This window comes from Bacillus sp. ms-22 (assembly GCF_009759805.1).
GTDB classification, from domain to species: Bacteria; Bacillota; Bacilli; order Bacillales; family Bacillaceae; genus Bacillus; species Bacillus xiamenensis.
In genome coordinates, this window is the sequence record NZ_CP046653.1 from 1,793,299 (window position 1) to 1,816,531 (window position 23,233).

Sequence of the window (23,233 nt, forward strand, 5' to 3'; positions counted from 1 at the left end):
TAAAATTGACGCGAGCAGAAAGAAAGAAACAGCATATTGAGCATGCTTTGTCGACTGGCCAGCATGCAGCAACAGGTTTAAAAGATGTTTCCTTCGTTCACGCCAGTTTACCAGATCTTGCGACATCACAAATTGATACACACACGACAATTGGCGGACTGACTTTCGGTTCGCCAATTTTTATCAATGCAATGACTGGTGGGGGCGGAGAATCAACCTATGATATCAACCGCTCTTTGTCTATCGCAGCGAAGGAAACCAATATACCAGTAGCAGTTGGATCACAAATGGCTGCGCTGAAAGATAAAGAGGAAAGACGTACGTATGAAGTCGTTCGACAGGTCAATCCAGATGGACTGATTTTTGCCAATTTAGGCAGTGAAGCGACCATTCAACAAGCCCGGGATGCTGTCGACATGCTGGAAGCAAACATGCTCCAAATTCACTTAAATGTCATCCAAGAGATCGTGATGCCTGAAGGGGATCGTGATTTCAGGGGGGCTGTTGAGCGAATTGCAGCCATCGCTGAGTCGATTGGCGTGCCTGTTGTCGTAAAAGAAGTCGGATTTGGCATGAGTAAGGAAACGGCAAAGAAGTTATTCGATGCAGGAGTTGCAGCCGTTGATATTGGAGGATTTGGCGGAACAAACTTTTCTAAGATCGAAAACCTGCGCCGCCAAAAAGCACTTCGCTATTTTGACCAGTGGGGTATTCCAACTGCAGCGAGTCTTGCTGAAGTACATACAGCCTTTCAAGATCAGACAGTACTAGCCTCTGGAGGCATTCGAGATGCACTTGATGTGACCAAATCAATCGCTCTTGGCGCATCTGCCGCTGGGTTAGCTGGCTTTTTCTTAAAATCGCTGACGAGCGGGGGAGAAAGTGCTCTGATCTCTGATATCATCGATCTACAAGAAGATGTGAAAATGATGATGACAGTCCTTGGCGTGAAAACCATCGAGGAGCTGAGACAAGCTCCGATTGTCATTACGGGGGAGACGAGTCATTGGCTGAAAGAAAGAGGCGTGGATACGACGTACTATAGTTTAAGATCTAAGGAAAGAGGCATGTGATCATCACATGCCTTCAGCGTGTAGACAAACCCTCGCATTCTTTGTCAGTCCTGCGTGCCGGTGCTCACGAATGTCAAATTCGCTCCGCTCCGGTACTCGTCCTTCCTAGACTGCAAAGGTTTTCAGGTCACGCTGGAAAGAAGACAAAGACATGTGATCATCACATGCCTTTTTTTATTGATTTCTTTTGCGAGCGTCTTCAGGACCTTCTAATGTTGTTGTCCCTTTGTGATGAATTGATTGATCGCGGTCAGATTCAACTCTTCTTGACGCCTTTAAGCGTTTTTCCTGTCTATCTTTACCCATCATACATCCCTCCTCAACCATTAGGGTGTCACCTCTTGTTCATTTCATACAAAGCCCAAGCGTTCTTATACGTTTAAAAAATGGAGATTTTCCCATAATGTAATTGAGGTGATGAGGCATTGGAGGCACTGTACTATTATTGGTCAATATGGTTCGTTTGGATTATGGTGACGTTTATCATGGAAAAAAGCACGTGGCGCAACGTGCTAGGAGTGTGTGTTCTTGTTCATATAATATGCAGTCATGTCATGATAGCCATGGTAGGCGTCAGAATCAATGCGGGGTTTTTGCTGACCTTTTTATATGCTTGTATGGCATTTGTTATCTTTCTGCCTGTTTATCGAATCATAAGCATCATGCAATTAGGCTCCATGGTTAGCGCGTATGCCTTTTTTATGATTTTTGCATTATATGATCCAGTTTGGTTCACGATAATAAAAGTGGACTGGGTTGTATTTGCCTTGCTGATCTTGATGTGTTTGACATATGGGCATCAGTTAATGGAACGGATCACTTTATGGATGATGTCTGTGTGTCTTGGGGAAGCTCTTTATACGCTTGCGATTCACCGGCTCACATTACCCGTTGTCATAGGGGATCTCTCGTTTCTTTCCCTTGTTGTTCAAGGAGCCATCTTCCTATTAGGTGTAGATCAGTTTGAAAAGCTCTTAAGCACCCGTTCATCTAGAAAACCAGTAAAAGGGGCTGCAAAATCAACATGACGGATTACACATTTCCTGTGATCATTGGTGTCATCTTTGGGATGGCTGCAAGGCTGTATATGTTAAGAACAGATTACCGGCAATATCCTACATATATTCATGGACAAGTGATTCACATTGCGCTTGGTTTTATCGCATCAGGGCTAGGAGCCATTATTATGCCTGCACTAATCCAGGAGGAATTTACTGCAATTACGTTTCTGACGCTTGCAGCCACGCAATTTCGTGATGTACGTAATATGGAAAGAAACACGTTAACCCAAATGGATTCGTATGAGCTTGTCTCAAGAGGCAGTACATATATCGAAGGCATTGCGATTGCCTTTGAAAGTCGAAATTATATTTCCATCCTCACGGCTCTGATTACAACAACAGCCTGTATTTTTTTCTCGCTCGTCGTTGGGACAGTGGTCGGTATTCTTTGTTTTTTCATGGCAAAACGATTAATGTCAGGCAGCCAATTAAAGGATATTGTCAATATTCAAAAAGGCGAACTTCGCTTTGACGGGGCCGGGCTTTACGTGAATGATATTTACATGATGAATATCGGGCTTCCTGAAAAGCAAAAACTGATTTTAGAGCATGGAATGGGTTTCATCTTGACACCAAAGAATTTTAACTCTGCCACAACGATTGCAAACCTTGGACAGCGGCAAGCGATTTTATTTGATTTATCCAATGTGCTTGGTGTATATCGTGATTCTGGTGAACCATCGCTTTGTCCGCTCGCAAAACGTGATCTGAATAACGGCACACTTGGCGTGTTTATTTTGCCGCAGTGGAAACGAGAAGATTTGGCTGTACGTGTATTAGAAGAAGTGCCAATATTAGAAAATGCCATTAGAATGCCGACAGATTTCATTAAAAAGAAAGCGAGGTAATAGGGCATGGCGAATACGATTGAACAATTTATATTGGCTGTAGCCACGACAAATAAAGAGCGAGTCATTGGAGGAACAGCGGTTTTTTTCTGTGAAAACAAAGAAGAGCTCGACATGTATGCCATGAATTTAGAGGCCATTCTAGACGGAATTGCCCATGGTATTGGAGAAGATCTTTACTTGATTGTCAAACATTTTTAAGTTATTCATTGTGGTCTGATTAAAAATTGATATAATATATAAGTTGAACCCTTCATGTTTGAAGGGTTTATTTCATAACAAACTGAATGAAAATTTTAAATCCCGGTTGAAACATGATGATGAACATATTGAATCGCGGCTGGATTGAAAGGAAGGGTACTATGGGTAAACCTGTCGTAGCCATTGTTGGAAGGCCCAACGTTGGAAAATCTACAATTTTTAATCGAATCGCAGGCGAAAGAATATCGATTGTAGAAGACACACCTGGTGTAACAAGAGATCGAATCTATAGCTCTGCTGAATGGTTAAATTATGACTTTAATTTAATAGATACTGGTGGAATAGATATTGGAGATGAGCCGTTTTTGGCGCAAATTCGCCATCAGGCTGAGATCGCAATGGATGAAGCGGATGTCATTATCTTTATGGTCAATGGAAGAGATGGCGTGACATCTGCGGATGAAGAAGTCGCAAAAATTTTATATCGCACGAAAAAGCCGGTTGTACTTGCTGTCAATAAACTGGACAACCCTGAAATGAGAAGCGACGTGTATGACTTTTATGCACTTGGATTTGGCGAGCCGTATCCGATTTCTGGAACGCACGGACTAGGCCTTGGTGATTTGCTTGATGCAGTCGCAGAGCACTTTAAACACTTGCCAGATACACAGTATGATGAAGAAGTGGTCCAGTTCTGCCTAATTGGCCGCCCGAATGTAGGGAAATCTTCTTTGGTGAATGCTATGCTTGGAGAAGAACGTGTCATTGTCAGCAACATCGCTGGTACGACAAGAGACGCTGTGGATACGATGTTTACGTACAACCAACGTGACTTTGTCATCGTCGATACAGCAGGTATGAGAAAAAAAGGAAAAGTGTATGAAACAACGGAGAAATACAGTGTGCTTCGTGCGTTAAAAGCCATTGATCGATCTGATGTTGTCGCTGTCGTTCTTGATGGTGAAGAAGGCATTATTGAACAGGATAAACGTATTGCCGGCTACGCACACGAAGCGGGTAAAGCCGTTGTGATCATTGTGAACAAGTGGGATGCTGTTGAAAAAGACGAGCGTACAATGAAGGAATTTGAGCAAAATATTCGCGAGCATTTTCAATTCCTTGATTATGCACCTGTCTTATTCATGTCTGCTCTTACGAAAAAGAGAATTCACACGTTAATGCCAACAATTATTACCGCTAGTGAAAATCATGCGATGCGCGTTCAAACGAACATTCTAAACGATATTATCATGGATGCTGTAGCGATGAACCCAACGCCGACCCATAATGGACAGCGTCTGAAAATTTACTATGCGACACAGGTGGCAATCAAGCCTCCGTCCTTTGTTGTGTTTGTTAATGATCCAGAGCTTATGCACTTTTCTTATGAGCGTTTCTTAGAAAACCGGATTCGAGATGCATTTGGTTTTGAAGGAACACCGATTAAAATATTTGCAAGAGCGAGAAAATAAAAAGGGTGAGCAGGATGAAAAAAATTTCAGTACTTGGAGCAGGAAGCTGGGGAACTGCTCTTGCACTTGTATTAGCTGATAATCATCATGATGTACACATGTGGGGACATCGGCAAGAATTAATTGATCAAATCAATGAGAACCATGAAAATCATGACTACTTGCCTAATGTCGCGCTACCAGCGTCTATTCAGGCAACAACAGATATGAAACAGGCACTAGACGGGACAGATGTGATTATTGTCGCCGTGCCAACAAAGGCCATTCGAGAAGTATTGAAGCAGGCAAGTGAGTTGATTTCGTCGAAAGTGCCGTTTGTTCATGTGAGTAAAGGGATTGAACCAGATACGCTTCTCAGAATTTCTCAAATGATTGAACAAGAAGTGCCAGAAACGAAAAGAGAAGCGGTCGTTGTCTTATCAGGACCGAGTCATGCAGAAGAAGTAGGCCTGCGTCATCCGACAACAGTCACGGTCTCATCAGAAAACATTGAAGCGGCTCAATTTGTTCAAGATTTGTTTATGAACAATAACTTTAGAGTGTACACAAACCCTGATGTGATTGGTGTGGAAATTGGCGGGGCGCTGAAAAATATCATTGCGCTTGCGGCAGGAATCACAGACGGACTTGGATATGGGGATAATGCGAAAGCAGCACTTATCACAAGAGGGCTGGCTGAAATCGCCCGCCTCGGTACAAAAATGGGAGGAAACCCTCTTACGTTTGCTGGATTGACAGGTGTTGGAGATTTAATTGTCACATGTACAAGTGTTCATTCACGTAACTGGCGCTGCGGGAATTTACTTGGCAAAGGATATAAGCTTGAGGAAGTACTTGAGAAAATGGGAATGGTGGTAGAAGGCGTCCGCACAACAAAAGGCGCTTACCAGCTATCCAAAGAATATAAGGTCAGCATGCCAATTACAGAAGCGCTTTACCATGTCCTGTTTGAAGGGAAAAAGGTAGACGATGCTGTAGAATCATTAATGGCACGTGTGAAAACACATGAGATGGAAGACCTTGTGAACATGTTCGAAAACCAAACAAAGTAATTGAAAGACTGAACTTAGGCGTGTAGAGGATGCAAGAAAGGGAAGACTTGCATAACATAACAATGAAGTTTGAATAGAGCTTTGCCTCTACAGAATGAGGAAACATAGTCGACCTAATGACTGAAGCGGAGTCCCCCTCTTTGCTTCAGTTTTTTTATGCGCTTTTTTTTGAATGATTGGAAAAAAGATTGATATATCCCTTATTTTTGGTTTAAAATGAAATATAAACGCTTACAATTTGTTCGTGTTGAAGGGGGACAGGCACGATGAGTTTTGCTTTAATCAAGATGTGGTTTGCGCTTGGTTCAATGGGGCTCATGTTTTTAGCCGTTGTAACCATTTATTTGAGTAGGTTTAAGCTGAAGAGCCGATTTCTGAAAATAACAGCTTCGACCGTCGCATACAGCTTGATGCTCATATCGGGTATCATTGTGTTTTTAGTTGTATTTAGCGGGCCGGTCAATGAATAAAGAAAAAGGAAGAATGTGATGATCAAAGCAAAAGTCAGTGTCATGCTGTTAACACTCATTTTACTTACGGGTTGTCTATATCCAGAGAATCGCAAAGCTGAAAACCGGGTGCCATACGAGGAGCAGCTGCAAAGTGTGCAGACGGCGATCGAGGAATTTCAAAAAGCGACAAATGGTCTTCTGCCAATTGAAACAAAAGAAGGAGACACACCTATTTACCAGAAATACGTCATTGACTTTAAGCGTCTGTCACCAAGGTATTTACACGATGTACCGTCAACATCCTTTGAAGGCGGGGGCGAGTATATCTATGTCCTCACAGACGTTGAAAAGAACCCAACTGTGAAACTGCTTGATGTCAAAATGACGCAAACGATCAGTGAGTTACGTCTAAGGATCAAAATGTATCAAGACGAACATACATATCCGCCATATGGCAAAGTGGTGTCCAAAGATTTATATACGTTAAATGAAAAAAAACTAGGGTTAAAAGCGCCGCCTACTGTGATGAGTCCTGTCACAGGACATTCGCTCCCATTACTGATTTCATCAAATGGTGAAATCTATGTTGACTATCGCAGTGATTTTGCCCAGATTTTGAAAAATACGAAACTAAAGCTAAAGCCAGGTGAAAATATTCAAGACGTATATTGGCAGGAAACCCCGTTTGTACCAGCGTTTTCTGTACCATATACGATCAACAAAAAAGGTGAGCCTGCCTTTTTAGAAAAAAAGACGTCATAAACAAGAATGAACCTTTCTCCTCTGCATATAAATGAGGAGAAAGGTTTTTTTATGGCTAAACATACTCTCAAAACAAAAAAGGTGTCATATTCAAATAGGACAACGTCATACACATATATTGTCCTGACACCTTTCAAGCACAGTTTGATTGAAGTATAGAGTATTTAATTTGAAAACGAGGATAGCAAGTCCGGGAGGGGATCACTTGGAAAAAGTCGATATTTTCAAGGATATCGCTGAACGAACAGGAGGCGATATATATTTAGGAGTCGTTGGAGCTGTTCGTACAGGGAAATCTACGTTTATTAAAAAGTTTATGGAGCTCGTGGTGCTCCCGAATATCAATAATGAGGCAGACCGTGCAAGAGCACAGGATGAATTGCCGCAAAGCGCAGCAGGAAAAACCATTATGACCACAGAGCCAAAATTTGTGCCAAATCAAGCGGCATCGATTCATGTGAGTGACGGCCTTGATGTCAACATCAGGCTTGTCGATTGTGTAGGATACACTGTCCCTGGTGCACGCGGGTATGAAGATGAAAATGGTCCGAGAATGATTAACACGCCGTGGTATGAAGAACCTATCCCGTTTCATGAAGCAGCGGAAATTGGTACACGCAAGGTCATTCAGGAGCATTCAACTATTGGTGTTGTGATTACAACAGATGGATCAATTGGAGAAATCCCAAGACATGACTATATTGAATCTGAAGAACGTGTCATTGACGAGCTTAAAGAAGTTGGAAAGCCGTTTATTATGGTGATCAACTCTGTGAGACCTTATCATCCTGAAACAGAAGCACTGCGGCAAGAACTCAGTCAAAAATATGATATTCCTGTACTCGCGATGAGTGTAGAAAGTATGAGAGAGCAAGACGTACTCAGCGTTCTTCGTGAGGCATTATATGAATTCCCGGTGCTTGAGGTGAATGTGAACCTGCCAAGCTGGGTCATGGTGCTGAAAGAAGATCATTGGCTAAGAGAGAGCTATCAGGATTCAGTGAAGGAAACCGTCAAGGATATTAAGAGATTAAGAGATGTCGACCGTGTCGTCGGTCATTTCAGTGAATTCGATTTTATTGAAAGAGCGGGCTTAGCAGGTATTGAAATGGGTCAGGGGATCGCAGAAATTGACTTGTACGCGCCAGATGATCTATATGATCATATTCTAAAAGAAGTGGTGGGTGTGGAAATTAGGGGCAAAGACCACCTGCTCGAGCTTATGCAAGATTTTGCGCATGCGAAGACGGAGTATGATCAGGTCTCAGACGCCTTGAAAATGGTGAAGCAGACTGGCTACGGAATTGCGGCACCCGCATTGTCAGATATGAGTTTAGATGAGCCGGAAATCATTAGGCAAGGATCAAGATTCGGCGTGAGATTAAAAGCAGTTGCTCCATCTATTCATATGATTAAAGTGGATGTAGAGAGTGAGTTTGCACCGATTATCGGCACAGAAAAACAAAGTGAAGAGCTCGTCCGTTACTTAATGCAAGACTTTGAAGATGATCCGCTGTCCATTTGGAATTCCGATATATTTGGACGCTCACTCAGCTCGCTTGTCAGAGAAGGCATTCAAGCAAAACTGTCTCTGATGCCGGAAAATGCAAGATATAAGCTGAAGGAAACGCTTGAACGAATTATTAACGAAGGATCAGGCGGCCTGATTGCGATTATTCTATAGCATGTGAGACCTCTCATTGATAGGGGTCTTTTTTTGTGTGTGCGGTATCAGTCATAAAAAGACAATTGTATAAAGATTAGTCAGATTCAGGCTGAAATTAGGAATATTCGTTCGCAAAAGTGCCCTTAATCCTTGACGAATAAGGATTCTTCGCTTTAAAATGCTTGATATGGTATTTCATATGTGTTAATCTACTTACAGAAAATCTTCACTTTGTTGGACAAACATTCCTTCAAAGAGACGTTTTCTAATGAAAAGCCATGTATAACGCTTTCTAGACACTCTTTTTTTCAAAGAAAGTGTATAGAAAGAAGATGAATTGTGAAGAAATGATAACAATCTACTGAATGCATATTTTTGGGAGGAGGTGAAAGGCATGAACAAGACAGAACTTATTAACGCGGTTGCTGAAGCAAGCGAGTTATCTAAAAAAGATGCGACAAAAGCAGTTGATTCTGTTTTTGATACAATTTTAGAGGCACTTAAAAATGGTGACAAAATCCAATTGATTGGTTTTGGTAACTTTGAAGTACGTGAGCGTTCAGCTCGTAAAGGACGTAACCCACAAACGGGTGCAGAGATCGAAATCCCTGCAAGCAAAGTACCTGCTTTCAAACCAGGTAAAGCACTTAAAGACGCGGTGGCAGGTAAATAATCGTTATGTGTAATAATCCTATTTAAGGAGTTATACATATACAGTTTCACACTGGTCTAGAAAAGCCCCTTCGATAAGGGGCTTTTCCTTTTGAATCAAAAGGTTCGTTTAGAACGCTCTCCTTTGCTTTTAGGATCTGATGTGTGCTAGAATCTGAATGAAATGTAATTGCCTTTGGAGGATATAATACATGAGTGAAATAAATAAAGAACGAATCGAACGCGCTGTACGCGATATATTAGAAGCAATCGGAGAAGATCCGGATCGTGAAGGACTTCTTGATACCCCAAAACGAGTAGCAAAAATGTATGAAGAAGTGTTCTCGGGATTAAATGAAGATCCAAAAGAACATTTTAAAACCATTTTTGGTGAAGATCATGAGGAACTCGTTCTTGTAAAAGATATTGCTTTCCATTCAATGTGTGAACACCATCTTGTGCCATTCTATGGAAAAGCCCATGTCGCATATATTCCCCGCGGCGGAAAAGTAACGGGACTAAGTAAGCTGGCAAGAGCAGTAGAGGCTGTTGCCAAGCGTCCGCAGCTTCAGGAACGCATTACATCAACCATTGCTGATAGTATGGTGGAAACTTTAAATCCACATGGTGTGATGATTGTCGTTGAAGCAGAGCATATGTGTATGACGATGCGCGGAGTGAAAAAGCCTGGCGCTAAAACGGTCACTTCAGCAGTGCGCGGTACATTTGCAAATGATGCGGCAGCAAGAGCAGAGGTCCTTTCCTTTATTAAAAACGACTAATCAATAGATGGAAGGTGAACAGATTGAGTGAAAATAAAGCATCTGATTTTGTGGTGATTAAAGCCATTGATAATGGTGTAAATGTAATCGGCTTAACTAGAGGCTCTGATACAAGATTTCACCATTCCGAAAAACTTGATAAAGGTGAAGTCATTATCGCACAATTTACTGAGCATACATCAGCTATCAAAGTAAGAGGCGATGCTGTCATTCAAACAAGCTTCGGTGAAATTCAAAGCGAAGCAAAGAAATAACGCACGAGTATGCACTTGATAGCATGAAAGTCAGACTTGATATGGTATAATAAATGTCTATACAATGTGCAGGACTACATATGAAACTGTAATTTTTGGGACAAGGGTGATATCTTTGCAAGACATCTACGGAATTTTATCGAATCTGAATATAAAATTAAATAAAAAGCTTTCTCATCCTTATTTGGCCAAGCATTTGCGTGCGCCGCTCATCGATGAAGACAAGCTCCTTCTTTTCCATGCAATGTTTGATGAAGCTCAAATCGATGCTGAGAAAAAAGAAAATTATATTTTAACGGCGATGCTTGTGCAAATTGCCCTTGATACCCATGACGAAGTCACAACTGCTGCAGCCATCAAACAAGACGAATTCAAAAATCGTCAGCTGACCATCCTAGCTGGAGACTATTTCAGCGGTCTCTATTATTCTCTTCTCTCTGACATGAAAGACATTTACATGATCCGCACACTCGCTACGGCGATCAAAGAGATTAATGAACATAAAATTAGACTGTATGATCGGTCCATTCAAGATGCAGCCCGCTTTTACAAAAGTGTAGCTACGGTGGAATCTGCGCTATTCCAAAGAATTTCTGAGCACTTTCAATTAACGCATTGGAATGAAATTGCAAGTCGCTTCCTTGTGTATAAGCGTTTTATGAAACAAGCAGAAGACGACAAACATTTAAAACTTTTTTTGAACGATAGCTATACGGACGCCTATACATGTTTTGACAACTTTGAGAATGAAGGGTATGAAGAAGCCAGACGATCCATCCAGCAGCATCTTGTTTCATCTCCGGTCGTTCAAAAAGAGCTATTAAATCGCTTGGATCATATGAAAAATGAACCTGCGTACCATCAGAAAGTGGAAGAAGGGTAAGACATGCAGCAATCAAAAGAACAGCGAGTACACGGTGTATTTGAAAAAATTTATAAAAACTATGACCAAATGAACTCTGTCATTAGCTTTAAGCAGCATAAAAAATGGCGTGATAAAACAATGAAGCTTATGAATGTTCAAAAAGGAGCCAAAGCATTAGATGTATGCTGCGGGACAGCCGATTGGACCATTGCGCTTGCAGATGCCGTTGGAGAAAATGGCGAGGTCAAAGGCCTTGATTTCAGTAAAAATATGCTGAGTGTTGGGGAAACGAAGGTAAAAACAGGCGGCTACAATCAAATTGAACTGCTTCACGGCAATGCAATGGAGCTTCCTTTTGAGGATGACTCATTTGATTATGTCACGATCGGCTTTGGACTTCGAAATGTCCCTGATTACTTAACGGTGCTGAAGGAAATGACGCGCGTGGTGAAGCCTGGGGGGATGGTTGTCTGCCTCGAAACATCACAGCCTGAGATGATAGGGTTTAAACAAGGGTATGCTGTCTATTTCAAATACATTATGCCGCTTTTTGGCAAGCTGTTTGCCAAAAGCTATCAGGAGTATTCATGGCTTCAAGAATCAGCCAAAACGTTCCCTGGCATGAAAGAGCTGGCGGCTCTTTTTGAAGAGGCTGGTCTGTCAGATGTCACGTATCATCCATTTACAGGCGGTGTAGCAGCAACACATATCGGCAAAAAGCTTTGAATAAACGATATTTGGGTGAAAATAATGAAACTAAAAGCAATGATCTCTTTTTTAAATCATGATATCGATATCATCGAAAAAGAGCTTGAACAAACAGTTCGCTCTGATTATGCATTATTAAGTGAAGCGGGTCTTCATTTGCTGCAAGCGGGCGGAAAACGAATCCGCCCCGTTTTTGTTCTCCTTTCAGGCATGTTTGGCGACTATGACATTAATAAAATTAAATACGTAGCCGTAGCGCTGGAATTAATTCATATGGCGTCGCTTGTTCACGATGATGTCATTGATGATGCAGAATTAAGAAGGGGAAAACCAACCATTAAGGCAAAATGGGACAACAGAATTGCCATGTACACAGGGGATTACTTATTTGCAAGATCGCTTGAGTACATGACAAAAATCAATCACCCAATGGCACATGAAATTTTGTCAAAAATGGTCGTTGAGCTCTGTCTCGGTGAAATTGAGCAAGTAAAAGACAAATACAACATGGATCAAAACCTTCGTACATACTTAAGAAGAATCAAGCGGAAAACAGCCCTGCTTATTGCAGGCAGCTGCCAACTAGGTGCAATAGCAGCAGGGACAGATGAAAAAACACATAAGGCCCTTTACTGGTTTGGATACTATGTCGGCATGTCTTACCAGATCATTGATGATGTTCTTGATTTCACGTCAACTGAAGAAGAATTAGGCAAGCCTGTTGGCGGAGATCTTTTACAAGGGAATGTGACCCTCCCCGTTTTATATGCACTTCAGAATCCAACATTAGAAGGTCAGTTGAAGCTGGTCAATAGTGAAACGACAGAAAAACAGCTGAAGCCTGTCATTGAACATCTCAAACAAACAGATGCCATCGACCGGTCCATTCGAGTGAGTGAAATGTATTTGAAAAAAGCATTTGAACAGCTTGATCTGCTTCCGCGCGGGCGGGCTAAATCGTCTTTAGCCTCAATTGCAAAGTATATTGGAAAACGAAAATTCTGATCAACTTCTAGTTGATTGGTTTTTTTGTGAAAATTTTTGTCAAAAATTGATTATTACAAAAAAAAATGATACGATCACTTTGTAACAATGTAAGCCTATACATACATAACGACGGGGTGGAAAACGTATATGGACAAAACATTTCTTATGGTCAAACCTGATGGTGTGGAAAGACAATTAATCGGTGAAATTGTGTCAAGATTCGAAAAAAAGGGGCTCCAGCTTGTTGGTGCTAAACTCATGAGTATTCCGAAAGAAGTGGCAGAAACACATTACGGAGAACATAAAGAAAAACCATTTTTCGGGGAATTGGTTGACTTTATTACGTCAGGACCTGTATTTGCAATGGTATGGCAAGGTGAACAGGTAGTCGATGTAACAAGGCAAATTATCGGAAAAACAAATCCGAAGGAAGCACTTCCGGGTACGATAAGAGGCGACTATGGATTAACCGTTGGCAAAAACATTATCCATGGCTCAGACTCACCAGAAAGTGCTGAAAGAGAGATCAATCTTTTCTTTAAACAAGAAGAACTGACAAAATGGGATCAAACGATCTCAAGCTGGATTTATTAATGTTCAAGCCAAGGTGTTCATCAAATGATCACTTTGGCTTTTTTATATTGAGGTTTCTATACGAAATTCGCATGAGATGATACAAATTTTTGATAAAAACAGCTATACTAGGACAAAGATAGATGAGACAGGAGAGGACATTGATGGATCAATATCAAGTATTTGTTGGAAAATGGAAAAAACTGACCGGGGTTGATCTGAATTTATATAAAGAAGCACAAATGAAACGAAGATTAACATCACTATATGATAAAAAAGGATATAAAGATTTTGAAGCATTCGCAGCTGCTCTTGAAAAGGACAGAGCACTACTAGAAGAAACGATGGACCGAATGACCATTAATGTGTCAGAATTTTACCGAAACTATCAGCGTTGGGAAGTACTTGATCAAAAAATCCTTCCGCTGCTTTCGAAAAACAGTGGGAGTCTAAAGATCTGGAGTGCAGCATGTTCGACTGGAGAAGAGCCGTATACCCTTTCGATGCTGCTTTCAAGCCATCCCCTTGTAAAGGACTTCCAAATTATCGCAACAGATATTGATGATAAAGTCCTTCAATCAGCGCAAAAAGGGAGATACCATGAACGCTCCCTTCAAGAGGTGCCTGAACAGATCAAACAAAAATATTTCACAAAAGAAGATGCTTCATTTTACACGGTGAAAGATGAGATCAGAAGGCATATACAATTTAAGAAACACAACCTATTAGCAGATCCATATGAAAAGCAGCTTGATCTCATCGTCTGCCGAAATGTTCTTATTTATTTCACAGAAGAGGCAAAGGAAGAAATTTACTTAAAAATGAGCAACAGCTTAAAGAAAAACGGCGTGCTATTTGTTGGTTCTACAGAACAAATTTTTCATCCAGAAAAGTTTGGACTGACATCAGCAGACACTTTCTTTTATCAAAAGAAGGGGATCTAGCTGACTTTTTAGTAGTAAGTGTGTTATTATATTTTTACTTAAAAGCGTTAATGCGATGAAGGGAGAATAAGTCATGAGGTACTTAACAGCAGGTGAATCACATGGTCCACAATTGACCACTATTATTGAAGGAGTTCCAGCGGGACTTTACATAGAGCAGGATGACATCAATTATGAACTGGCTAGAAGGCAGAAAGGTCATGGCCGCGGAAGAAGAATGCAGATTGAAAAAGATCAAGCGAAAGTGTTAAGTGGTGTTCGCCACGGGAAAACATTAGGCTCTCCTATTACACTTGTCGTTGAAAACAATGATTGGAAGCACTGGACAAAGGTGATGGGAGCAGAGCCGATTACCGAAGAAGAAGAGAGTGAGATGAAGCGTCAAATCTCTCGTCCAAGACCTGGGCATGCGGATTTAAATGGAGCGATTAAATATGGCCACCGTGATATGCGTAATGTATTAGAGCGTTCATCAGCGCGTGAGACAACGGTTCGTGTTGCGGCGGGAGCAGTAGCCAAACAAATTTTAGCCCACCTTGGAATCAAAGTAGCTGGTCACGTCCTTGAAATCGGCGGAGTGAAAGCAGCTCATACTGCATATGAATCTATTGAAGATTTGCAAAAAGTAACAGAAGAATCACCTGTTCGCTGCTATGACAGTGAAGCTGGTCCCAAAATGATGGATGCCATTGACGAAGCCAAGAAAAACGGTGATTCAATTGGCGGCATTGTTGAAGTGATCGTTGAAGGCATGCCAGTTGGAGTCGGCAGCTATGTTCACTATGACCGCAAATTAGATAGCAAGCTTGCTGGCGCTGTCCTTAGTATCAACGCTTTTAAAGGCGTGGAATTCGGTATTGGCTTTGAGGCAGCTTCTAAATACGGCAGTGAAGTCCATGATGAAATCATTTGGGATGAGGAAAAGGGCTATACGAGAAAAACAAATCGTTTAGGCGGTCTTGAAGGCGGAATGTCAACAGGCATGCCGATTGTCGTAAGAGGGGTTATGAAACCAATCCCAACGCTTTATAAGCCGCTGCAAAGCGTTGACATTGAAACGAAAGAACCGTTCTCTGCAAGTATTGAGCGTTCTGATAGCTGCGCTGTTCCAGCCGCAAGTGTTGTGGCAGAAGCGGTGGTCGCTTGGGAAATTGCCAATGCAGTGGTAGAGCAGTTTGGTCTTGACCAAATTGACCGGATTAAAGAAAATGTTGACAAAATGCGCCAGCTTCAGAGGGAGTTTTAATGAAAACACTGGAAGTGAAGACGTCTTCAGCCACTTATCCTGTATATATCGGTGACGGGATTAGACACAATATTGTAGACTTGATGACTTCCACTGGGCGTTCCTTTACGAAGCTCCTCGTCGTGACAGATTCAGCCGTTGATGCCATTTACGGAGATGAAATGGTTCAACTACTGAAGCAGAAATGGTCTGTGCAAAAAGTGGTTGTGCCAAACGGAGAGCAATCAAAATCTTTTACGCAGTTTGAGCAGATTCATACGAAAGCCATCCAATTTCAGCTCGACCGCTCCTCCTGCATCATTGCGCTTGGAGGCGGGGTGATTGGGGACTTGGCTGGCTTTGCTGCTGCCACTTATATGAGAGGCATTGATTTTATTCAAGTTCCAACCACGCTCCTTGCACATGACAGTGCAGTCGGCGGAAAAACAGGAATCAATCATCCGCTCGGCAAAAATTTGATTGGTGCGTTTCATCAGCCGGCGGCCGTCATCTATGATACAAGTATGCTAGAGACGCTCTCACAAACAGAGCTGAGATCGGGCTTTGCCGAGGTCATCAAGCATGCGCTGATTTCAAGTGAAGACTTTTTATCAGAACTGATGTCCATTCGTTCTTTGACGGAATTATCAAAGGGCGAGCTGGCACATATGCTGTATCAAGGGATTCAAGTGAAAGCGTCGATTGTCCAAGAAGATGAAAAAGAACAAGGTGTACGTGCATTTTTGAATTTTGGACACACACTTGGGCACGCCATTGAAGCAGAGTATGGATACGGAACCATCACGCATGGAGATGCCATTGCAATTGGCATGCAGTTTGCTTTATATGTGAGTGAAAAGCAGCTAGGACTCAGCTTAAATCGTGAGAAATTCAAACTGTGGATGAAAGAATTAGGATTCCCGGTACAAGTCACGCAAGATATTTCAACTACTACATTTGTCGATCGCATGATTGGCGATAAAAAGGCAAGAGGCGGGAGCGTTCAATTTGTTTTATTAAAACAAATTGGAGACGTCACCTTGCAAGCTTTCACAAAAGATGAGCTATATCACTGGCTCGAAGAATGGAAACGGGAGGAGGGATGTCTGTGATGTTTCGCGGGATACGTGGGGCTACAACCGTAACAGAAGATACAGAAACAGAAGTGTTAAACAAAACGAAACAGCTGCTAGAAGCCATCATTTCAAAAAACCAAGTAGATCCAGAACGTGTCGTGCAGATCTTGATTTCAGCTACACAAGATATTCACTCCGTTTTTCCGGCAAAAGCACTTCGTCAGTTTGAAGGCTGGACCTATGTGCCTGTCACTTGTATGCAGGAGCTGGACATTCATGGAGGCTTAAAGCAGTGCATTCGCGTCTTAATGACCGTCCAGACAGATACTAAGCAGGAAGATATACAGCATGTATACTTGGAAGGAGCCGTCACGCTTCGTCCTGATTTACAGTTGACAAAAAACAAAGAGTTATAATACGATATGAACAGCCGAAGTTTACATACAGGTGTAAACGGCATTGCAAGCTTAGAGAAGATGAGAATGAGACTAGGGTAGTTGAGATGAGTAGAGTTGAGCAGAGATACGATACTTCTATTTAATCATACTGCCTAAAAGAGCGAGCCTCTTTTAGGCTTATTTCGTATACTCATACAAACCCTCTATATGTCCCCTCATTCTCCTTAATCCCATTTAAGGAGTGTGCTTATGAATTCCCAATCAAACCTGACTCAATTTTTAAAAGACAGTACGTCTTACAAAACGATTCCGATTGTTGAAACCATTACAGTAGATACCCTGTCACCGATTCAAATTGTTGAGAAACTGAAACAGGATATTGTGTATCTACTAGAAAGCAAAGACGAATCTTCCAGCTGGTCGAGATATTCCTTCATCGGATTACACCCTTTTTTAACTTTACATGATGAACAAGGCCAATATGTTGCACGTGACGCTACGGGAGAGGCAGTGATGCAAAAAGCAGAACTGAAAGATTTACTCGACTGGATGAAAGAGCAATATCAAATCAAGACGCCGGATGTTGATATCCCGTTTACAGGCGGAGCTGTTGGGTACTTAAGCTACGACCTTATCCCAAACATCGAACCTTCTGTCATGCCGCATAAGAAGGCATCAACAACAGATAATTGCACATTATTTGTTTGTCAAACGATGATTGCGTTTGACCACGAAACAAATCATGTTCATTTTATTCAATATACTCAGCTGTCCGGTCATGAGACAGAGGATGAAAAAATACAAGCATATAAGAAAAATCAAAAACGACTCGAACGTATGATTCAGCAGCTTCACACAAAGATTGATATGAAAGAACTGATTTTATCAGGGAATATGAACGAAGCGCCGTCCTTTGAACAGGTGACTTCAACATATGAAAAATCGCAATTTTTAAAGGACGTCGAAAAAATCAAGGAGTACATTAGAGCAGGCGATATCTTCCAAGGTGTACTATCACAGCGCTTTGACATTCCTGTGACGGTGAGCTCATTTGAATTGTATCGCGTGCTTCGGATTGTCAATCCATCTCCGTATATGTATTTTATGAAACTAAAAGATCGAGACTTAGTCGGCAGCTCGCCAGAACGATTAATCCATGCGAAAAATGGGCACTTAGAAATTCATCCAATTGCAGGTACAAGAAAACGAGGAATGTCAAAAGAAGAAGACGCTGCTTTAGCAAGAGAACTGCTAGATGATGAAAAAGAAAAAGCAGAACACTACATGTTAGTAGATCTTGCCCGAAATGATGTTGGACGCGTGGCAGAATACGGCAGCGTGTCCGTCCCGACTTTTACAAAAGTCGTGAACTTTTCACACGTCATGCACATCATCTCTATTGTGACAGGAAAGCTGAAGCAAGATACGCATCCAGTTGATGCGCTCATGTCCGCTTTCCCAGCAGGTACATTGACAGGTGCTCCGAAAATTAGGGCGATGCAATTATTAAATGAAATGGAGCCTGAGCCAAGAGAAACGTATGGTGGCTGTATTGCTTATATTGGATTTGACGGCAATATTGACTCCTGTATTACCATTCGCACGATGAGTGTGAAAAATCAAACCGCTTCTATACAAGCAGGTGCTGGCATTGTCGCTGATTCTGTTCCGGAAAACGAATGGGAAGAGACATGCAACAAGGCCGGGGCACTTTTGAAAGCCATTCAGCTTGCTGAACAAATTTTTTCAGAGAAGGAGAGTGTGCAAGATGAATCAACGACTATCAGCTCTTGTTAATGGAGGATGTCTATCAGAAAATGAAGCGAACCGGCTGATGCATGATATGATGAGCGGCTCTTTAACAGATGCTGAAGTCGCTGCCAGTCTCGCCATTTTAGCACATAGAGGGGAAACCTCTGAAGAGATGACAGGATTTGTGAAAGCCATGAGGAAAAATGCAGCGCCAATGGAAGGATCGCTTGATGTCGTTGATACGTGCGGAACGGGAGGCGATGGTTTATCGACATTTAATATATCAACCGCCGCCGCCATCGTTGCTTCCGCCGCCGGTGCTAAAATCGCCAAACATGGAAATCGTTCGGTCTCATCCAAAAGCGGAAGTGCCGACGTGCTAGAATGCCTTGGCATTCAAATTCAGTCCACACCTGAAGAAACAAGACGGCAAATACAAGAGAAAAACATGGGCTTTTTATTCGCCCCTCTCTATCATTCATCTATGAAACAAGTAGCAGCTGTTCGCAAGCAGCTCGGATTTCGGACGGTATTTAACCTATTAGGGCCGCTTTGCCACCCAATGCAAGCCAAAAAGCAAATCATCGGTGTGTATTCAAAGGAAAAGGCAAAGCTCATGGCAAAAGCGCTTGCCCCTTTAGAGCCAGAACATGTGCTGTTTGTTTGCGGAGAAGATGGACTGGATGAATTAACCATTACAGCGAATTCGTATGTTATTGAACTTAAAAAAGATGTGATGACAGAATATACGTTAAACCCAGAAGACTTTGGACTTGAAAAAGGGCATTTATCAGACATTCAGGTTCAATCACCGGAAGAAAGTGCCAAATTGATTCAGAATATATTGAATCATCAAACAGGAGGAGCGCCCCTTCATATTACAGCGCTGAACGCAGGAGCCGCTTTATATGTGGCAGGAAAGTCAGAGAGTTTGATGGCAGGAACAATCAAAGCGTTAGAAACGATTAAAAACGGGGCAGCCAAAGAACAATTAGCCCGTTTAAAACAAAAAACGAAAGAGGAAGAGATCTATGCTTAATGACATTATTACCCGCAAAAAAGAACATGTCCAAACCTTGCAATTACCTGCTGATGGACATTTTGAAAGACGATCATTTAAAGAAGCACTGATGAACCCTCACCGCTCAATCGGACTCATTGCTGAGGTGAAAAAAGCATCTCCCTCAAAAGGAGTCATTCAGCCTAACTTTGATCCTTTACAGACAGCAAAAGCATATGAATCATCAAACGCAGATTGTCTATCTGTCTTAACGGATGAACCGTTTTTCCAAGGGAAAAACGAGTACCTGTCCCTTATCAAAGAACACATCACACGCCCTATTTTAAGAAAAGATTTCATTATTGACTCCATACAAGTAGAAGAGTCAAAACGCATAGGGGCTGATGCCATTTTATTGATTGGAGAAGTACTTGAACCGAAAAAACTGCACGAGCTTTATATTGAAGCAAGGGAAAAAGGGCTGGATGTCCTCGTTGAAGTACATGCAGCACAAACACTAGCGAATATTTTGAATGTGTTTACTCCTGAGATCATTGGAGTGAACAACCGGAATTTAAATACATTTACAACAACACTCGAACAAACAAAAGAAATCGCACCACTTGTTCCAAAGGATGTATTACTAGTGAGTGAAAGCGGCATTCAGACATTTGATGACCTGACCTATGTGAAACAGCATGGAGCAGGTGCTGTCCTTGTTGGTGAATCTTTCATGAGAGAACCATTACAGGAAAAAGCCGTTCAGGCATTGTTTGGAGAATGAATAGAATGAAGCCTTATTTAAAATATTGCGGAGCTGTCTCACAAGAGGATGTCGCTTGCATCTCGCAATCTCATGCGGATGCCATCGGATTTATCCTTGCGCCAAGTAAAAGAGAGGTCCATCCAGATCAAATAAAGCACTGGCTGTCACAAGTCAATTGCACGAAAGATATTGTGGGTGTGTTTGTGAATGAAAAGATACAGAGAGTGTGTGATATCGCAAACGACCTACCCTTAGATATCGTGCAGCTTCATGGAGATGAGAAACCAGAAGATGCAAAGGAAATCAAACAACAAACAGGGGCTGCAGTTTGGAAAGTGTTCCATCACGAGCCCCATTTAAACGACACACTTAAAAATATGACGACATTCGCGCCATTTGTCGATGGTTTTCTCATTGATTCGAAAGTAAAGGGAATGAGGGGCGGTTCTGGAACAGCTTTTGCATGGGAGGCGGTGCCTTCATATGTTCAGCACGCAAAACAGCTGGGGAAAACTTGCGTGATTGCAGGCGGGGTGACGCCAGAAACAATAACAGACCTGCTTGCTTATGGTCCAGACGCCATTGACCTTTCAAGCGGAATAGAAGAAAACGGGAAGAAAAGCACGACAAAGATAAAAGCGCTCGAAGAAAGGATGTTAAACGATGTACGCATATCCAAATGAGCTTGGCAGATATGGAGAATTCGGAGGGAAATTTGTTCCTGAAACGCTCATGCAGCCACTAGAAGAAATCGAACAAGCTTTTCGTGAATTAAAAGAAGATCCTGCTTTTCAAAAGGAGTATATATCGCTTCTGCAAAACTATTCAGGCAGACCGACTTCCCTCACATACGCGGATCAATTATCAGCATATCTCGGGGGCTCAAAAATCTACTTGAAAAGAGAAGATTTAAATCACACAGGGGCTCATAAAATTAACAATGCGCTTGGGCAGGCGCTGCTAGCGAAAAAAATGGGGAAATCAAACATCATCGCCGAAACAGGAGCAGGACAGCACGGCGTAGCTGCTGCCACCGTGGCAGCAAAATTCGGCTTATCCTGCACTGTATTTATGGGGAAAGAAGATGTGGAAAGACAATCACTCAATGTGTTCCGAATGAAACTGCTCGGCGCTGAGGTCATACCTGTCACAAGCGGGAACGGAACATTAAAAGATGCAACCAATGAAGCCATCCGTTACTGGGTTCAGCACTGCAGTGACCATTTTTATATGATTGGATCAGTTGTAGGGCCTCATCCATATCCTCAAATCGTCAGTGAATTCCAGCGGATGATCGGTGATGAGGCAAAAGCACAGATACTTGAAAAGGAAGGCCGGCTTCCTCATAAAGTCATTGCCTGTGTTGGCGGCGGTAGTAATGCCATTGGCATGTACCGGGCGTTCCTAGATGAAGAGGTCGATATCATTGGCGTAGAAGCTGCTGGGAAAGGAACTGACACCCCGCTTCATGCAGCAACCATCACAAAAGGAACAAAAGGTGTCATACATGGATCTTTGACATACTTAATTCAAGACGAATTTGGTCAAATTATTGAGCCATATTCTATTTCGGCGGGTTTAGATTATCCTGGAATTGGACCAGAGCACGCATACTTGCATGCGAGCGGACGGGTTCAATATGTGAGTGCCACAGATCAAGAAGCACTAGATGCATTAAAGCTGCTCACAGAAAAAGAAGGCATCCTGCCAGCGATTGAATCGGCACATGCTTTAGCCAAAGCGTTTGAAGTGAGCCAGAACATGAATGAAGACGACATTGTCCTTGTCTGCTTGTCAGGAAGAGGAGATAAGGATGTGCATACATTAATGAATGTGCTTGAAAGTGAGGGCGAAACAAAATGATCACATTTCAATTAGAACAAGGTGAGAAATTATTCATTCCCTTTATCACGGCAGGTGATCCATCAGAAGAGGTGACCATTGATTTAGCCGTCGCTCTTCAAGCAGCGGGTGCACATGCGATTGAATTAGGTGTTCCTTATTCCGATCCATTAGCGGACGGTCCTGTGATTCAAAGAGCTTCTAAAAGAGCTTTACATCATGGCATGAATATCGTAAAAGCGATAGAATTAGCAGGGAAGATGAAAAAAAACGGTGTAAAAATTCCTCTAATTCTATTTACGTATTATAATCCTGTGTTACAATTAGACACAGAATACTTTTTCGCTTTACTGCGCAAAAATCATATTTCGGGACTCTTAACACCCGACTTGCCGTTTGAAGAGAGCAGCGAGCTTCAGAAGAACTGTCAAACACATGACATTTCATATATATCGCTCGTTGCACCAACAAGCAAGGAGCGATTAGAAAAAATTGTAGAGCAGGCAGAAGGTTTTGTGTATTGTGTTTCATCTCTCGGCGTTACAGGTGTCAGACAATCCTTTGACGCGTCGATTACTGATTTTATTCAGCAAGTCAAACAGCAGAGTCAAATTCCGGTTGCTGTAGGTTTTGGCATTTCAACAAGAGAACAGGTTGACTCAATGAATAAAATAAGTGATGGTGTCGTTGTAGGCAGTGCCCTTGTGAAAAAAATTGAAGAGCTTCAAGAACAATTGATTGCAAGTGATACACGTCAGGAGGCACTAAGAGAATTTGAAACATATGCAAAAACGTTTAGTCCCCTCTATTCATTCAAATGAGG

27 protein-coding genes are annotated in these 23,233 nt (G+C 42.0%); 26 read left to right on the forward strand and 1 reads right to left on the reverse strand.

What is annotated here, in order from left to right; all coding sequences use genetic code 11:
• Nucleotides 1-5: 5 nt before the first annotated feature.
• On the forward strand, nucleotides 6-1,073 hold the full coding sequence (gene fni, locus GPA07_RS09425; RefSeq protein WP_071169003.1) for a type 2 isopentenyl-diphosphate Delta-isomerase: 1,068 nt from the start codon (nucleotides 6-8) through the stop codon (nucleotides 1,071-1,073).
• Between the two features lie 174 nt (nucleotides 1,074-1,247).
• Here the strand turns inward: fni and GPA07_RS09430 are convergent, their stop codons facing one another.
• Nucleotides 1,248-1,379, reverse strand: coding sequence for a YpzI family protein (locus GPA07_RS09430; protein WP_157292439.1), 132 nt, complete (start codon nucleotides 1,377-1,379; stop codon nucleotides 1,248-1,250).
• Between the two features lie 179 nt (nucleotides 1,380-1,558).
• Between GPA07_RS09430 and GPA07_RS09435 the strand changes: the two genes are divergently transcribed.
• The 25 genes from GPA07_RS09435 to trpA all read left to right on the forward strand — a co-directional run bounded on the left by GPA07_RS09435 (nucleotide 1,559) and on the right by trpA (nucleotide 23,231).
• Nucleotides 1,559-2,101 (forward strand): YphA family membrane protein, encoded by a 543-nt coding sequence (locus tag GPA07_RS09435; RefSeq protein WP_157292440.1) that lies wholly within the window; start codon nucleotides 1,559-1,561, stop codon nucleotides 2,099-2,101.
• Nucleotides 2,098-2,982 (forward strand): YIEGIA family protein, encoded by an 885-nt coding sequence (locus tag GPA07_RS09440; protein ID WP_157292441.1) that lies wholly within the window; start codon nucleotides 2,098-2,100, stop codon nucleotides 2,980-2,982. Before GPA07_RS09435 ends, GPA07_RS09440 begins: the two co-directional genes overlap by 4 nt.
• A 6-nt stretch (nucleotides 2,983-2,988) precedes the next feature.
• Complete coding sequence (locus GPA07_RS09445; RefSeq protein WP_008344527.1) at nucleotides 2,989-3,183, forward strand: capping complex subunit for YIEGIA; 195 nt, start codon at nucleotides 2,989-2,991, stop codon at nucleotides 3,181-3,183.
• Between the two features lie 161 nt (nucleotides 3,184-3,344).
• Entirely contained in the window at nucleotides 3,345-4,655 is a 1,311-nt protein-coding gene (gene der, locus GPA07_RS09450) for a ribosome biogenesis GTPase Der (protein WP_157292442.1), read from the forward strand.
• Nucleotides 4,656-4,669: 14 nt separating this feature from the next.
• Nucleotides 4,670-5,707, forward strand: a complete 1,038-nt coding sequence (locus GPA07_RS09455) for an NAD(P)H-dependent glycerol-3-phosphate dehydrogenase (RefSeq protein WP_008356726.1) — start codon at nucleotides 4,670-4,672, stop codon at nucleotides 5,705-5,707.
• Nucleotides 5,708-5,973: 266 nt separating this feature from the next.
• Nucleotides 5,974-6,177, forward strand: coding sequence for a DUF2768 domain-containing protein (locus GPA07_RS09460; protein ID WP_008344530.1), 204 nt, complete (start codon nucleotides 5,974-5,976; stop codon nucleotides 6,175-6,177).
• Between the two features lie 18 nt (nucleotides 6,178-6,195).
• Nucleotides 6,196-6,921: a hypothetical protein gene (locus GPA07_RS09465; RefSeq protein ID WP_008356728.1), complete on the forward strand. Its 726-nt coding sequence runs from the start codon at nucleotides 6,196-6,198 to the stop codon at nucleotides 6,919-6,921.
• A 205-nt stretch (nucleotides 6,922-7,126) separates the two neighbouring features.
• Entirely contained in the window at nucleotides 7,127-8,605 is a 1,479-nt protein-coding gene (gene spoIVA, locus GPA07_RS09470; RefSeq protein WP_008356730.1) for a stage IV sporulation protein A, read from the forward strand.
• 376 nt (nucleotides 8,606-8,981) lie between these two features.
• On the forward strand, nucleotides 8,982-9,260 hold the full coding sequence (gene hbs, locus GPA07_RS09475) for a non-specific DNA-binding protein Hbs (protein WP_008356733.1): 279 nt from the start codon (nucleotides 8,982-8,984) through the stop codon (nucleotides 9,258-9,260).
• Between the two features lie 190 nt (nucleotides 9,261-9,450).
• Complete coding sequence (gene folE / locus GPA07_RS09480; protein ID WP_008356734.1) at nucleotides 9,451-10,020, forward strand: GTP cyclohydrolase I FolE; 570 nt, start codon at nucleotides 9,451-9,453, stop codon at nucleotides 10,018-10,020.
• 23 nt (nucleotides 10,021-10,043) lie between these two features.
• Nucleotides 10,044-10,274 (forward strand): trp RNA-binding attenuation protein MtrB, encoded by a 231-nt coding sequence (gene mtrB / locus GPA07_RS09485; RefSeq protein WP_008344541.1) that lies wholly within the window; start codon nucleotides 10,044-10,046, stop codon nucleotides 10,272-10,274.
• A 115-nt stretch (nucleotides 10,275-10,389) separates the two neighbouring features.
• Nucleotides 10,390-11,157: a heptaprenyl diphosphate synthase component 1 gene (locus GPA07_RS09490; protein WP_008356736.1), complete on the forward strand. Its 768-nt coding sequence runs from the start codon at nucleotides 10,390-10,392 to the stop codon at nucleotides 11,155-11,157.
• Nucleotides 11,158-11,160: 3 nt separating this feature from the next.
• On the forward strand, nucleotides 11,161-11,865 hold the full coding sequence (locus GPA07_RS09495) for a demethylmenaquinone methyltransferase (protein ID WP_157292443.1): 705 nt from the start codon (nucleotides 11,161-11,163) through the stop codon (nucleotides 11,863-11,865).
• Nucleotides 11,866-11,889: 24 nt separating this feature from the next.
• Nucleotides 11,890-12,852 carry a heptaprenyl diphosphate synthase component II gene (gene hepT / locus GPA07_RS09500; RefSeq protein ID WP_008356740.1) on the forward strand — a complete coding sequence of 321 codons (963 nt, stop codon included), beginning with the start codon at nucleotides 11,890-11,892 and terminating at the stop codon, nucleotides 12,850-12,852.
• A 129-nt stretch (nucleotides 12,853-12,981) separates the two neighbouring features.
• Nucleotides 12,982-13,428, forward strand: a complete 447-nt coding sequence (gene ndk, locus GPA07_RS09505; RefSeq protein ID WP_008356741.1) for a nucleoside-diphosphate kinase — start codon at nucleotides 12,982-12,984, stop codon at nucleotides 13,426-13,428.
• Nucleotides 13,429-13,571: 143 nt separating this feature from the next.
• Complete coding sequence (locus GPA07_RS09510; RefSeq protein ID WP_008356743.1) at nucleotides 13,572-14,351, forward strand: CheR family methyltransferase; 780 nt, start codon at nucleotides 13,572-13,574, stop codon at nucleotides 14,349-14,351.
• A 73-nt stretch (nucleotides 14,352-14,424) separates the two neighbouring features.
• Nucleotides 14,425-15,597, forward strand: a complete 1,173-nt coding sequence (aroC, locus tag GPA07_RS09515) for a chorismate synthase (protein ID WP_008356745.1) — start codon at nucleotides 14,425-14,427, stop codon at nucleotides 15,595-15,597.
• Complete coding sequence (gene aroB / locus GPA07_RS09520) at nucleotides 15,597-16,688, forward strand: 3-dehydroquinate synthase (RefSeq protein ID WP_071169005.1); 1,092 nt, start codon at nucleotides 15,597-15,599, stop codon at nucleotides 16,686-16,688. The genes aroC and aroB overlap by 1 nt, the downstream gene beginning before the upstream one ends.
• Nucleotides 16,685-17,068 carry a chorismate mutase gene (gene aroH / locus GPA07_RS09525; RefSeq protein WP_008356748.1) on the forward strand — a complete coding sequence of 128 codons (384 nt, stop codon included), beginning with the start codon at nucleotides 16,685-16,687 and terminating at the stop codon, nucleotides 17,066-17,068. Before aroB ends, aroH begins: the two co-directional genes overlap by 4 nt.
• A 231-nt stretch (nucleotides 17,069-17,299) precedes the next feature.
• Nucleotides 17,300-18,847, forward strand: a complete 1,548-nt coding sequence (gene trpE, locus GPA07_RS09530) for an anthranilate synthase component I (protein ID WP_157292444.1) — start codon at nucleotides 17,300-17,302, stop codon at nucleotides 18,845-18,847.
• Nucleotides 18,819-19,841, forward strand: coding sequence for an anthranilate phosphoribosyltransferase (gene trpD, locus GPA07_RS09535; RefSeq protein WP_008356753.1), 1,023 nt, complete (start codon nucleotides 18,819-18,821; stop codon nucleotides 19,839-19,841). The genes trpE and trpD overlap by 29 nt, the downstream gene beginning before the upstream one ends.
• Complete coding sequence (trpC, locus tag GPA07_RS09540) at nucleotides 19,834-20,586, forward strand: indole-3-glycerol phosphate synthase TrpC (protein WP_157292445.1); 753 nt, start codon at nucleotides 19,834-19,836, stop codon at nucleotides 20,584-20,586. Before trpD ends, trpC begins: the two co-directional genes overlap by 8 nt.
• On the forward strand, nucleotides 20,583-21,251 hold the full coding sequence (locus GPA07_RS09545; protein WP_157292446.1) for a phosphoribosylanthranilate isomerase: 669 nt from the start codon (nucleotides 20,583-20,585) through the stop codon (nucleotides 21,249-21,251). The genes trpC and GPA07_RS09545 overlap by 4 nt, the downstream gene beginning before the upstream one ends.
• Nucleotides 21,232-22,431 carry a tryptophan synthase subunit beta gene (gene trpB, locus GPA07_RS09550; RefSeq protein WP_157292447.1) on the forward strand — a complete coding sequence of 400 codons (1,200 nt, stop codon included), beginning with the start codon at nucleotides 21,232-21,234 and terminating at the stop codon, nucleotides 22,429-22,431. The genes GPA07_RS09545 and trpB overlap by 20 nt, the downstream gene beginning before the upstream one ends.
• Complete coding sequence (gene trpA, locus GPA07_RS09555) at nucleotides 22,428-23,231, forward strand: tryptophan synthase subunit alpha (RefSeq protein ID WP_008356760.1); 804 nt, start codon at nucleotides 22,428-22,430, stop codon at nucleotides 23,229-23,231. The genes trpB and trpA overlap by 4 nt, the downstream gene beginning before the upstream one ends.
• Nucleotides 23,232-23,233 lie beyond the last annotated feature (2 nt).

What these genes read in the sequence shown, in the direction of transcription:
- GPA07_RS09545 (WP_157292446.1), top strand. Translation starts at nt 20,583, where the DNA reads ATGAATAGAATGAAGCCTTATTTAAAATATTGCGGAGCTGTCTCACAA.
- hbs (WP_008356733.1), top strand. Translation starts at nt 8,982, where the DNA reads ATGAACAAGACAGAACTTATTAACGCGGTTGCTGAAGCAAGCGAGTTA.
- trpD (WP_008356753.1), top strand. Translation starts at nt 18,819, where the DNA reads ATGAATCAACGACTATCAGCTCTTGTTAATGGAGGATGTCTATCAGAA.
- trpC (WP_157292445.1), top strand. Translation starts at nt 19,834, where the DNA reads ATGCTTAATGACATTATTACCCGCAAAAAAGAACATGTCCAAACCTTG.
- GPA07_RS09435 (WP_157292440.1), top strand. Translation starts at nt 1,559, where the DNA reads ATGGAAAAAAGCACGTGGCGCAACGTGCTAGGAGTGTGTGTTCTTGTT.
- trpE (WP_157292444.1), top strand. Translation starts at nt 17,300, where the DNA reads ATGAATTCCCAATCAAACCTGACTCAATTTTTAAAAGACAGTACGTCT.
- GPA07_RS09440 (WP_157292441.1), top strand. Translation starts at nt 2,098, where the DNA reads ATGACGGATTACACATTTCCTGTGATCATTGGTGTCATCTTTGGGATG.
- ndk (WP_008356741.1), top strand. Translation starts at nt 12,982, where the DNA reads ATGGACAAAACATTTCTTATGGTCAAACCTGATGGTGTGGAAAGACAA.
- GPA07_RS09495 (WP_157292443.1), top strand. Translation starts at nt 11,161, where the DNA reads ATGCAGCAATCAAAAGAACAGCGAGTACACGGTGTATTTGAAAAAATT.
- GPA07_RS09460 (WP_008344530.1), top strand. Translation starts at nt 5,974, where the DNA reads ATGAGTTTTGCTTTAATCAAGATGTGGTTTGCGCTTGGTTCAATGGGG.
- aroB (WP_071169005.1), top strand. Translation starts at nt 15,597, where the DNA reads ATGAAAACACTGGAAGTGAAGACGTCTTCAGCCACTTATCCTGTATAT.
- GPA07_RS09455 (WP_008356726.1), top strand. Translation starts at nt 4,670, where the DNA reads ATGAAAAAAATTTCAGTACTTGGAGCAGGAAGCTGGGGAACTGCTCTT.
- GPA07_RS09510 (WP_008356743.1), top strand. Translation starts at nt 13,572, where the DNA reads ATGGATCAATATCAAGTATTTGTTGGAAAATGGAAAAAACTGACCGGG.
- der (WP_157292442.1), top strand. Translation starts at nt 3,345, where the DNA reads ATGGGTAAACCTGTCGTAGCCATTGTTGGAAGGCCCAACGTTGGAAAA.
- GPA07_RS09465 (WP_008356728.1), top strand. Translation starts at nt 6,196, where the DNA reads ATGATCAAAGCAAAAGTCAGTGTCATGCTGTTAACACTCATTTTACTT.
- hepT (WP_008356740.1), top strand. Translation starts at nt 11,890, where the DNA reads ATGAAACTAAAAGCAATGATCTCTTTTTTAAATCATGATATCGATATC.
- trpB (WP_157292447.1), top strand. Translation starts at nt 21,232, where the DNA reads ATGTACGCATATCCAAATGAGCTTGGCAGATATGGAGAATTCGGAGGG.
- aroC (WP_008356745.1), top strand. Translation starts at nt 14,425, where the DNA reads ATGAGGTACTTAACAGCAGGTGAATCACATGGTCCACAATTGACCACT.
- GPA07_RS09445 (WP_008344527.1), top strand. Translation starts at nt 2,989, where the DNA reads ATGGCGAATACGATTGAACAATTTATATTGGCTGTAGCCACGACAAAT.
- trpA (WP_008356760.1), top strand. Translation starts at nt 22,428, where the DNA reads ATGATCACATTTCAATTAGAACAAGGTGAGAAATTATTCATTCCCTTT.
- GPA07_RS09430 (WP_157292439.1), bottom strand. Translation starts at nt 1,379, where the DNA reads ATGGGTAAAGATAGACAGGAAAAACGCTTAAAGGCGTCAAGAAGAGTT.
- folE (WP_008356734.1), top strand. Translation starts at nt 9,451, where the DNA reads ATGAGTGAAATAAATAAAGAACGAATCGAACGCGCTGTACGCGATATA.